The organism is Enterococcus sp. AZ163, from assembly GCF_050498925.1.
GTDB lineage: Bacteria > Bacillota > Bacilli > Lactobacillales > Enterococcaceae > Enterococcus_A > Enterococcus_A ferrettii.
This window is the reverse complement of sequence record NZ_JBIPAO010000005.1, coordinates 37048-47999: the sequence shown is the minus strand read 5'-3', so window position 1 is coordinate 47999 and position 10952 is coordinate 37048. Positions and strand designations below refer to the sequence as shown.

The following is a 10952-nucleotide window of genomic DNA, read 5'->3' as shown; positions in this document are numbered from 1 at the left end:
ACCTATTCTTTTTTTGTATTATCAATACGATTAATAAGAAGTTTTAGCTATCCTCCACATTTGACGGTTCCCTTAAAAAACGTAAATCAAAAATCCATAGACATGTATGATTAGACGTAATTATACGTATATTTTAGTCTAATTTAACAGTTATTTACGTAAATTACTGTCTAATAATACATATTTGTGGTATAATGATTTTACACAATATTATAGGAGGGCTAAAATAATGGATGGAACTATTACTTACCAATCTTTAGCTGAATTAGCACGAGAATTAGGTATTACACGCCAAACGCTTTATAACCGCTTAAATGAGCATGAAATTGATCACAGGACGCTAACCTTTACACAAGATCAATTGCGCTTACTGCAACAAAGAAAGGCACCTATTAACCGTACTTCTCTCACGCCTAAACAAAAGCATCAAGCTGAATTAGCCGCACAAAAGGAAACATACGAAAAAATGCTTGCAACACTTAAAGAGCAACACGAAAAAAGTTTATTAGCTGCTCAAAATACGTACGAAAAAAGCCTGGAAAAGCAGCAAAAGCATTTAGAGTTTCTTAGTAGATTTGAGAAAAGATTATATGACGACAAACTAAATGCAGCTGAAAAAGAGTTCAAAGAAAACACTGTTAAACTTGAAGGCGAGAGCGCTAAACTGAGAGATCAACTTAAGGAGATGGAAAGTGAACGTAACCAGCTCTTACAGAATTTAAATCAATTAACTTCAGCTTTACAACAAATACAGAGTAAACCGAAACGTTATCCAAGGAATTCGAGATACTAGAATGCAGAGAAAAATATTATAGAATGGATGTTTGAATTAAACATGATCACAAATATAAATAGCAGATTACCCAAAGACTCCACTGTAGCTATATTCAAACGTGATACGGAAAAACTATTAGGTTTTCTAAGTACTGAATCCTATGAAGATCATTACTCGTTTGATAATGATAGATTAAAACTCAAATTAATTACTTGGAATGAAGCTAATGAAATAGCAAAAAGTATCGTAAATGATCCTGATTTTACACACATACCAACATTTGAAAAAGATAAAAGAGAAAATTTTCTAATACCAATTGAAGAAATTAAAATTGAAGCTTGTAAGGTAGAATATGAGTAAATTGTTTCGAATCAAATTAGGTTATTGATGACCGATACAAAAGATATAAAAGTTTACTGAAGGATGCTGTTCTGGCAAAGGAATCAGCATTCTTTTTGCATTCAGATTTTTAGGTAGAGATAAGAAACTTTCTAAAAAATGTATATTTTCGGAAAGATGAGAAGAATAGCTTTTTTGACACCAACACTAATAAATAAAATCAGAAGCCAAGCAAGATTCTGATGGCAGCTTTGACTTTACCAAGCAAAATAAGCAGCATACGTTGATTGTATGCTGCTTAATCCTTATCGGGATTATCCGGTATGTTTTAGGAACTCTAGCTATATTGTTCAACTAGTTTCTTTATTTGTTCATATTGGTAAGCAATTGTTTGATCATTCCAAGCTTGGTCTTCTAAGGATAGCTCGTTCCCATCTTTATCACTGGTCTGAAAGTCCGAGTCAATTTCATTATAAGAATTATAGAAAACTTCAATTGAATTATCGTAATCTTCTTCCTTTTCATCAGGATCAAGATCATTCCAGGCTTCTATAGTTTCTCGGATAATCAAATCAATATAATCTGTAATAAGCATTACAGTGCCAGAATTAACGTTACGCACATACTGAATGTCAGTGTTACCAGCAGCAAGTAAACCTAGGAGCTTAGAATGTTTACCTAGCCAGTTTAATTCGCTACTCTTGTACTTTTGGATAGTCCGTTCAGAGATTCCAGATAATTCGGAAATTTCACGGGAAGTCTTTGCTCTAAACATTTGGTTCACCAGTTCAGTGTCAATAATCATTGTTATTCGCTCCTTTAGCTCTTTTCTATAGTTCTATTATATACCCTAATCAGGGTGAAGTCAAAAAAATACCCTGATTAGGGTAATTTTTTATATAATAACCTGCTAGGTTGATCATTCTAAAAAGATAAGTTTTTTTGAATGATCAATGTTCGTATTTTAAGTAGCAGGTAGTATCTTCAGGAGATACTGAAGCACCAATAACCATACTTAAACACGAACGAATGTCATTCCTGGACTCCAGGTAAAAATAGTAAAAACCGAACTAGTGACACACGGATAAATATAATACTAATATCGCAAATGAAATGATTCAAACAACCTACTACCAGCAATTAGGGGCAGTCTCTTGGCTTTATAAATCAAATTAATCCGGCCGCTGCTAACACGGTCGGATTTTTCTAGTTAATAAGGCTTTACGTAATAAGGTTGATTATGATAATTCAGCGCTAAATCAATATAAAATTGATAGCATGGTTCACTGACTTCAGCAATTGCATTCGGGCCAAAATCCCAAAGACAATTTTCTAATTCTTCTATTGTAATAAGCTTGAACTCATATTGTCGAATCGGGTTCATCGAGAATATCCTCCATAAATTCTTGATAAAATTCGTTCTTCTCCAGCTGAAGCTCAGCCGGGTCTTTTTTTTCCTTAGATTGTTTTAGCTGCTGCTTTTCAAAGATATCAATGTCCGACCATTTTTTTGCTCCAGTCAATTTAATATGTCGGACGTCTTCCCAAAAGATTATCTTGTCATTAAATACGAAATAGTCTTCATAAGCTTCACCCTGAAAAAAACCAGTAGCGCTGTCCTGAAGTCGGCCAAATTCGTCGCAAAGATTCAATTGTATCAGAATCTCTTTTGTCTGAAGAAAAGAATCCGAAAGAACAATATCTATTTCTTCCCTACTCATTTGTTTGAGCGCAGCGTTGTCTTTCAAAGCATATTCTTCAGTAGACCTTACTTGTTTCATTAAATCGTCCATGGCGTAAGCAGTACCCCACTTTAGACCAAATACTCGATCCCGATAATCGTTGTAATCTCGAAATTCCTTTTTCGTTCGTTTAACCATGTTGCTCGCTCTCGATTCCAGACATTCCCCCAGCATGACCACCGACTAAAGACGAGCGTTCTATCGCGCGGCCGCCTTCGAGTAAAGAGCTAGCATAAACTATTGCAGCAAAAGTATATTTTCTTCTTATGTTATCAATAACGAATTCAATTTTTCGATTGTCTAATTGCTTTTCAGGCTCTTCAAATAAATTCATTTGAAAAGCTGAAGTATACGTTAATCGTGAGCAATTCACACCAACCGATCTTATATCTTGTCGCTCGTAGTGTTTATCTAGTAGCAATAAGAGGTATCTAGCGATTTCTTTACTGGAATTAGTTTGAGGAACGCGTATTTGCTGATGAAAATTGGTTTTACCTTTCTTATCAAAAAAATTTATCGAATAGCCACACCACAAACTAACACATTCAGTTTTTGCATTTATACGACGTAATCTTGTTGCTACTTGGTCAGCCATTTCTCGAACGACTATTTGCAGCTCTTCTTTGCGTGTATAGTCCTTATTCAATACCTGACTGTTACCTATTGATTTACTTTTAGGTTCATATTTTTGACCTAAAAAGGAGCGATCAATCCCCCAAGCTGTCGCAAACAGCTGGGTTCCAATTATGCCGAATTTATTTTTCAACCGATAATAATCCGCATGTGCCAGGTCTCGCATATTGTGAATGTTCATTTTTTCTAATTTAGCTGCCGTTTTTTTACCGATTCCCCAAACGTCCGTTAAATTTTCAATTGACCATATTTTTTCCTGGACAGTTTCATAGCGTATTTCTCCGCGCATTGTTGAATTGTGTTTTGAGTAGATATCCAAAGCAATTTTAGCTTGCACTGGATTATCACCTATTCCAATTGTGACGTAAATGCCAGTACTTCTGTATACGTCGATCTGAATCAATCTAGCAAGCTGATCAGTAGTTGAACAGTCAAATAGCTTCAGAGAGTCGGTAACGTCTAAAAACGATTCATCAACGGAGTATACAGAGTGATTTTTTTCGTCAACATACCTCCTGTAAATATTGTTAATTTCAGCATTCTTTTTCATGTATAAAGTCATTCGCGGTGCAACTATATGTAGGTCTTTAGGATACGGGAAAGGTAAATCCCTTGCCCTGGAAACATTGGTTATCCCATAAGCTTTTTTGGCGGCCGGCGACGCAGCCAATACTAAGCCGCTACCGCGTGTTCCGTCGTCATTCGCCGGATAACTCATAACAACAAGCTTAGTCGTTAATGGATCTAATCCTCTCTCGACACACTCAGTTGACGCGTAAAATGACTTGCAGTCCGCACAGATAATGTCTCTTGCTGGTTCTTTTGAATAGTCGAATTTCAAATTATCATTGAACATCATAGCAATCTCCCCCAAGATTCTAAAAGAACATATGTTCGATACAACTGTACAGCAATGTTATCTTTCTTGTCAATAAAAAATTACTGAATATGACACTGGAGAACAAAAGTCTGATATTATTTATCTATATAATAGGCTTTTATAATTGGAGGGATTTATCTGTATGTAGTTAAAGAATTTAAAAAAATTGGCTTGTTTATTCTTATTGCTGTTATACTTCTAGGTTTTGCTTATTACATTGGTGTCACCTTAATGTTTATCTTTATGATTGCGGGTTTAGATTTATCTACCGTGAATAACGACCTTTTGTCAAATATAATTTGGTTTTCTGCTACCAACCTGCTCTACTATTTTCTGATAAAACAAACAGCTAAAAAGTCCTTGCTTTCTAAAAAGGCGGTTGATCATATTTCAACACTAATAGATTTTTCACTTTCATTCATTGCTTTTTTGGCTGTAAGTCTAATAGCCGGCAATAAATCTATTTCGTTTAACTTGTTCGAAATCGGAGTCACTCTTTCTTTTACTTCATTGAAAGTTTGGCTATCTCATTTTTTTAACATAGAGAGTTCACACTCTTGATCAGGAAGAAAAGGCTAAGAATGAAGCCGTAATATCTTGAGTAAATCGATTGATTAAGGGGGGCACAGAACGTCGAAGATAATACATTCAGTTAAAATGTATTTATCAATCATGTGGAAGATGTTTATACGTTAAACTATGTTACTAAAAATATAACTAAGCGAAGGTGTTAATGTATGTATATAATCTTTATAATCATTTTATTCTCGAGATATCCAGTAATAGATATAGCAAGTCTATTTTATTTATCTCATATGAATATTGTTAAACTAATAAACTCAGGACTTGTAACAACATTAATTGGCGCCGTATGTACTTTAGTCATTGCAAAGATTACTGTAAATTCTTTTGATAAAATAAGAGTAAAACGCGAATTTTTGAATGAGATACGTAATTATACAGGAACCTATTTAGGTGAATGCTTAGCATACATTAGGATTTTAGAGTTCATCAAAAAAGATTTTAGAGAAAATCTTTTAATCCAATATTTAGAAGTTCAAAAGGCTTATGCACAGTTGAAATTGCGATTTGGTGAAAAAAAAGATAATAAAGAGTATGAGATCATAGATAAATTAGAGAAAGAGATAACAAAATCTTATCGTTCTTACTTTGAAAGTGGCGAAAAGCTTTCAGAAGGAGACTTAAAAGAATTATACAATGAAATTACTAATAGTATGGTACAAATGGAAAATTATTTCTACAAATCATGGAAAGGTATAAACAATGAAAAATCAGATAGAGGTGAAACAAAATTGTAACCTATGGGTGTACTCAAAATATACACCAGTTTGTCGTTGTGCTGCACTACTTCAAAGTGTATCATTAGGGTGTATATTAAATGGTTATTGAAATGAGGTCTTTTTGTGAAAGTAGCATATATTCGTGTCTCAGCAGCTGATCAGAATGAAGCACGACAAGTTGAGGAAATGAAAGAAGTTGGAGCGGATAAAATTTTTATTGAAAAACAATCAGGTTCAACTATTTCCGACCGTCCAGTTTTTCAAGAAGCAATGGATTTTGTCAGAGAATCTGATTATTTTATTGTAGAAGCTCTTGACCGACTTGGGAGAAATTATGATGAGATTATCGAATCAGTAAATTATCTGAAAAAGAAAAACGTGAATTTACTTATAACAAGTCTGCCAATCATGGCGGAAGCGATTGGAAACCCTCTACTTGATAAATTTATCAAAGACTTGATTATTCAGATTTTGGCTATGATAGCAGAGCAAGAACGTGCAGAGTCGAAAAGACGACAAGCACAAGGTATTAAGATTGCAAAAGAAAAAGGGATTTACAAGGGAAGACCCAAAGAATACTCCCCTACTGCTAAAAATCCACAAAAGCGAGTAATTTATCATGCAATTGTTGACGAGCTAGGAAAAGGGACAGCTATTGCAAAAATCGCTAAAAAGTACGATATAACTAGACGAACAATCTATCGAATTAAAGGCGATATTTCAAGTTCACAGGAAAAGGTGTAATGAAGAATGGTATAATGAAGGCAAGACAGTAAAGGAATTATTTTTAATGACGGTGGCTATCTTTTCGGAAGCGAGGTGGTTCTTATGAACATACTCCGAAAATCTGAAGAAAGGAGACGCCTTTTGTCGGCATATGAAACAATACAGGTGATTCTTGGCTTTGGTACCTTTACCATTGCCTTAATAACCTTGGTTGTTAAATTGCTAAGAAACGACAAAAAATAGCCGTCACTTTAGCAGCACGACTATTTTTTAAATAGAAATAAATTGTTCTGCCACCGTCTTTAACGGTGCTGTCCCAAAGGGAAGTTGTTAGCGCAACTTCCCTTTTCGTGTTCATTATAGCATACTTCGTAACAATTTGTTACTTAGAAAATGTGTCCTATGGCATAGACTTATAAAGTGACTGTCTGTAACATTTTGTTACTTAGAATGTGTGTCCTATGACATAGGCTTATAAAGTAGCTTTCTGTAACATTCTCTACCTAACCTTTAGTAAAGTTCGTTTTTTGCTACAAGATCCGCAGATCCTGGCTTGCCGTTCGTTCGTGTTTTCAATATCCGTGATCAGCTGCAACAGATCCATTTGCAGGTACCGGCACAATTAAAACCGAACGTTCTCGTTCTGTGTCTTTGGCAACACTACAAATAGTTAAAAGAGTAATGCTATCCGCATTGAAAAGTTATAGTAAGAGTTTAGTTAACTCCCCTACTTTGCTCAATTAATTCTGGTGAAATCGCATTAGCGAGTGAGTATGCTGCATTAGCAGCAGACGAGAGTTTGCATTAGCAAACGGCTGTGAGGGTTCACCTTAGTGACACCTGAGAGCGAGCCTTAGCTTGCGGTTACCTTCACTGCATTACACTATCACGATATTACAATGTTGTGATATCGCAATATAACTAAAAAAATCCATTGTCATGTTCCGCTTTTCGTTGCTAAATTAGAGTACTTGTTACTCGCTGCAAGCTTGAACAAGTACTTTTTTTGCTACTCCCCTACTTGTCTAATTGTCTTTGAATAGACTGCCATAAATTTATTTATTCTTCACGATATTACGATATCACAGTATTGTAATATCACGATTTAATGCTATCACAATATTATAATGGATATATAGTGCTACTATCTATTTGGCTTACTGGTACTCAGACCATTCTATGGATTATGTGGTAATCTTACTTCACTTTTTTATTTCCGTTCATTGTGATATCACGATATTGCAATATCACAATATTACTATGGCGTTCTGTTCTCTATCTTTCCTTCTCGACAATGATAGTTGTCCCTGAGCAACCTTAGTCTGGTTGGTCTATATTTCATATGCGATATTAATATGCCAGCTATCATGAATTTCAATTTTCTATTGCAATATCACAATATCGTGATATACTTATATCGTGATTTAACAATATTGTGAATATGGGAGGTACACGAATGGCTAGAACCATTTCTATTGCGAACCAAAAAGGTGGAGCGTCTAAAACTACAACAACGGTAAATTTTGCAGCAGTCCTCTTTTTTGTTCTAGGCAAGAAAATTTTATTGATCGACAGCGACCCACAGGGAAATCTCACGGATCACTTGGGGTTTGATATCGACGATGCGGATCAACCCACCATTTATGAAGTATTAAAGGGTGATGTCGACGTTAAAGATGCAATTTTAGATTACAAGGGAATCGATGTTCTTCCTGCGGATATTGCCCTTTCTTCTGCTGAAAGAGAATTTACACAGGTCGGCAGCGAGCACAGACTTAAGAAAGCATTGCAACCTGTAATGGATGATTACGATTTTATTCTCATTGACACACCACCTTCATTGGGGATTCTCACTGTTAATGCTTTTACTGTTAGTGATGAAATTATCGTTCCTGTTGAAGCTGCTTATTTCTCACTAAAAGGCTTAGTAAAATTAAATGAGACAATCGAAACCGTTAAAGAGTTTACGAATAACCACTTGATTGTTCGTGGTGTGCTTTTCACTAAATTTAATGAGAAATATAATATTTCAAAAGAAATGGTGTCTTCTGCCGAGCAGATTTCGCAAGTTATCAATGCACCTATTTTTGATACGAGAATAAGAAGAACAGTCAAAGTCGATGAAAGCCAGGCAGCTGGTGTGGATTTACTTAGCTATCACGATGCTTCAACAGCTGAGGAGGACTATAAAGCTTTCGCTAAAGAATACTTAGAAAAGATAGGTGAGTTAGATGGCTAAAAATCAGGAAACTAGGAGTCGTGATACTGTTGCACGATTATTAGGTACTAATACTAAAGAAAAAGCTTCTACTGTCAAAGAAGCACCGGAACCGAGTTTTGATCCTAACAAAAAAAATATTTCTTCATTGATTAAGAAGCAAGGGAATAGTATGAGGAAAGCCGATAGCATACGTTTAAACCCTATTCTTCAATCAGCATTAATTTATTGGACAACGATCGGGGACGCTTCAAAGAGCAAACCGGATATTGTTGAGGAAGCTTTGCTAAAAGCAATTCCAGAAGAATATCTGATAGAAGGATACAACTTAGCGAAGAGACAAAATAAAATTTAATAGACGAAATATCACGATATTGCGATATCGTGATATTTTTTTTGCCAAATGTTGCTATATCAAGCATAAATCGAACAAATTGATCATATCGTAATGTTGCAATATCACGATATTGTGATATAATAATATTGTAATACATCAATAAATCTTGTAACCCTTGGTATGATGCGGTTTGCTTTACTATTACAATTCGTGTAAACTATCTTTGATAATAGAAAAGATGCTGATTAGTTACTGCAATAATTGCGGCAATTAAGAATGAAAAACATAGACTGATCAATTATCTTTTTTGAAAGAGGTATATCCTAATGAGTGAGTTTAAATATTTTAAGTTAGATAGAGTATACAATGAGTTGTACTACCAATTCCCAAAAGTTCTCTTAGTAAGCGAGACTTATAAACATTTAGATAGTGATGCAAAAATAGCCTACATGCTTTTTAAATCCAGACTAGAATTTGCCGCAAAAAAGAAGCAGGTTGACGAAGAAGGAAATGTCTATTTTACGTTTACACTTGCTGAGCAGCAAAAGATGTTGCACCGCGGAAAGCAAAAAGTTCTAAATATCCACGCCCAATTGGAAAAGGCAAATCTGCTTCAAAAGAAAAGCGGCGGTTTTAACAAAGCTGCTGGAAAGAAAAACCCTACTCGCCTTTACTTAGCCGAGTTAGAAGTAACAGAAAACGACATTTACTTAGTTGAGGAGATCGACCGGACAGGGGACGAACAGCAAGAAAACGTTGATTTACCGCATGGTATGAAATTCATACCTAGGGAAGACGAAGAAAAAAACGCTGAAACCCTTGCGGCTCATGATGGTATGAAATTCATACCTACCTCAAACGTCGATTTACCGCATGGTATGAAAAACGGACAAGAACTATATAATAATAACTTAAACAATAAAGACACTAAAAGACTCTCAAAAGACGAGGAAAAATCATTACAGGATAAATTGCTGTTAGAAGATTTTGCAGAATCCATGATCGCTGGAAATAAGACGTTTCTACCAAGCAAAGTTTTAACACTGCTCGCTTCATTTTCGCATGGAGAGTTTGAGACAGCAGCTAATTACATGAAGGCGATTCATAATGCAAAAGCGAATGCTGAAAAGCTAGAGGATTATCATTTCATGTATGAGGATGTAGAGGAAAAATATGGAATCGACATTGATAACTTGATCTATTTCAAAACTAAGAAGGCGATATTCAAAGAAAAGGATGAAAAAATACGGAACATGGATAACCTCATTTTCCGTTACCTCACTGATTTGTTTCAAGATATTATCCGGCAAATCAAAGCAACCGAGGAAGCACCAATGGCACCAGAGGTTGAGGTATCGCTGCACAACTGGTTAGAAGGCGACTAGAAACTAGGGGGCTAAATAAATGGAAATGACAACACTAGAACAAACGTTATCGTTACGAGCGCTAAATACGGAGCTTGAAAAAATCAAGGTGAACCGGATGAACGCAAAGGCGGACCCGATGCCAGCTAACGCAGCAATCCTAGAAATCTATGATCAGCAGATTGCAGCCCTGGAACAAGTGATTGACCGCATAAAGAATGCAAAAGTTACCGGATAAGTCTCTACCATTCGATAAGTGGTGTAGAATATTTGTATACAAATATACGAACAAGTGTTTGCAAAGCGTTAGAAAGATGCTATACTATTTTTAAGGAAATTAGCGCTATCTCCTGTAATATTATTTCAATCAATAATACGATGTCAAAATCGACCGTTTTTTCATCAAAATCGACCTTTTCGATTAATAACAAATAAATATGTATTCTTTTTTTAAAAACGTTATTCTTTGCAGTTCCGCTTTATTTTACATGAATATAAATAACGAAATATTGTTTGCTTCTATTTGATTACATTAAGAATTGATGATAAAATGAGTGGACAAACCGCGGTTAGCTTAGATATGCCAAGGAGGGTGAAAGTTAAAAAAAAACAGAAAGATATATATAAATGTCAGTTT

At 35.2% G+C, this 10952-nt stretch carries 14 protein-coding genes; 9 read left to right on the top strand and 5 right to left on the bottom strand.

Annotated elements, in window-relative coordinates:
• Window positions 1-229 precede the first annotated feature (229 nt).
• The gene (locus tag IGI46_RS25215; RefSeq protein ID WP_429974561.1) at window positions 230-793 is read left to right on the top strand and encodes a helix-turn-helix domain-containing protein; all 564 of its coding nucleotides are present in this window, start codon (window positions 230-232) and stop codon (window positions 791-793) included.
• A 27-nt stretch (window positions 794-820) separates the two neighbouring features.
• Complete coding sequence (locus IGI46_RS25210; RefSeq protein WP_429974560.1) at window positions 821-1135, top strand: hypothetical protein; 315 nt, start codon at window positions 821-823, stop codon at window positions 1133-1135.
• Between the two features lie 316 nt (window positions 1136-1451).
• Here the strand turns inward: IGI46_RS25210 and IGI46_RS25205 are convergent, their stop codons facing one another.
• The 4 genes from IGI46_RS25205 to IGI46_RS25190 all read right to left on the bottom strand — a co-directional run bounded on the left by IGI46_RS25205 (window position 1452) and on the right by IGI46_RS25190 (window position 4348).
• Window positions 1452-1919: a hypothetical protein gene (locus IGI46_RS25205; RefSeq protein WP_429974559.1), complete on the bottom strand. Its 468-nt coding sequence runs from the start codon at window positions 1917-1919 to the stop codon at window positions 1452-1454.
• Window positions 1920-2324: 405 nt separating this feature from the next.
• Window positions 2325-2498, bottom strand: a complete 174-nt coding sequence (locus IGI46_RS25200) for a hypothetical protein (protein ID WP_429974558.1) — start codon at window positions 2496-2498, stop codon at window positions 2325-2327.
• Window positions 2476-2994 (bottom strand): hypothetical protein, encoded by a 519-nt coding sequence (locus IGI46_RS25195; protein WP_429974557.1) that lies wholly within the window; start codon window positions 2992-2994, stop codon window positions 2476-2478. Before IGI46_RS25195 ends, IGI46_RS25200 begins: the two co-directional genes overlap by 23 nt.
• Window positions 2987-4348, bottom strand: coding sequence for a Y-family DNA polymerase (locus IGI46_RS25190; protein WP_429974556.1), 1362 nt, complete (start codon window positions 4346-4348; stop codon window positions 2987-2989). Before IGI46_RS25190 ends, IGI46_RS25195 begins: the two co-directional genes overlap by 8 nt.
• A gap of 836 nt (window positions 4349-5184) precedes the next feature.
• On the opposite strand from IGI46_RS25190, the gene IGI46_RS25185 reads away from it, so the two are divergent.
• The 3 genes from IGI46_RS25185 to pepG1 all read left to right on the top strand — a co-directional run bounded on the left by IGI46_RS25185 (window position 5185) and on the right by pepG1 (window position 6639).
• Window positions 5185-5688 carry a hypothetical protein gene (locus IGI46_RS25185; RefSeq protein WP_429974555.1) on the top strand — a complete coding sequence of 168 codons (504 nt, stop codon included), beginning with the start codon at window positions 5185-5187 and terminating at the stop codon, window positions 5686-5688.
• Window positions 5689-5793: 105 nt separating this feature from the next.
• On the top strand, window positions 5794-6414 hold the full coding sequence (locus IGI46_RS25180; RefSeq protein ID WP_429974554.1) for a recombinase family protein: 621 nt from the start codon (window positions 5794-5796) through the stop codon (window positions 6412-6414).
• A gap of 84 nt (window positions 6415-6498) precedes the next feature.
• Entirely contained in the window at window positions 6499-6639 is a 141-nt protein-coding gene (pepG1, locus tag IGI46_RS25175; protein ID WP_429974553.1) for a type I toxin-antitoxin system toxin PepG1, read from the top strand.
• Here the strand turns inward: pepG1 and IGI46_RS25170 are convergent.
• Entirely contained in the window at window positions 6611-6754 is a 144-nt protein-coding gene (locus IGI46_RS25170) for a hypothetical protein (protein WP_429974562.1), read from the bottom strand. The two genes, pepG1 and IGI46_RS25170, sit on opposite strands and share 29 nt — an antisense overlap.
• Window positions 6755-7852: 1098 nt before the next feature.
• Between IGI46_RS25170 and IGI46_RS25165 the strand changes: the two genes are divergently transcribed.
• From IGI46_RS25165 to IGI46_RS25150, 4 genes are all read left to right on the top strand, one after another.
• Window positions 7853-8635: a ParA family protein gene (locus IGI46_RS25165; RefSeq protein ID WP_429974552.1), complete on the top strand. Its 783-nt coding sequence runs from the start codon at window positions 7853-7855 to the stop codon at window positions 8633-8635.
• Window positions 8628-8969, top strand: coding sequence for a hypothetical protein (locus tag IGI46_RS25160; protein ID WP_010760205.1), 342 nt, complete (start codon window positions 8628-8630; stop codon window positions 8967-8969). The genes IGI46_RS25165 and IGI46_RS25160 overlap by 8 nt, the downstream gene beginning before the upstream one ends.
• A 308-nt stretch (window positions 8970-9277) precedes the next feature.
• Complete coding sequence (locus IGI46_RS25155; protein WP_429974551.1) at window positions 9278-10336, top strand: replication initiator protein A; 1059 nt, start codon at window positions 9278-9280, stop codon at window positions 10334-10336.
• Window positions 10337-10355: 19 nt separating this feature from the next.
• Window positions 10356-10553, top strand: coding sequence for a hypothetical protein (locus tag IGI46_RS25150; RefSeq protein ID WP_429974550.1), 198 nt, complete (start codon window positions 10356-10358; stop codon window positions 10551-10553).
• Window positions 10554-10952 lie beyond the last annotated feature (399 nt).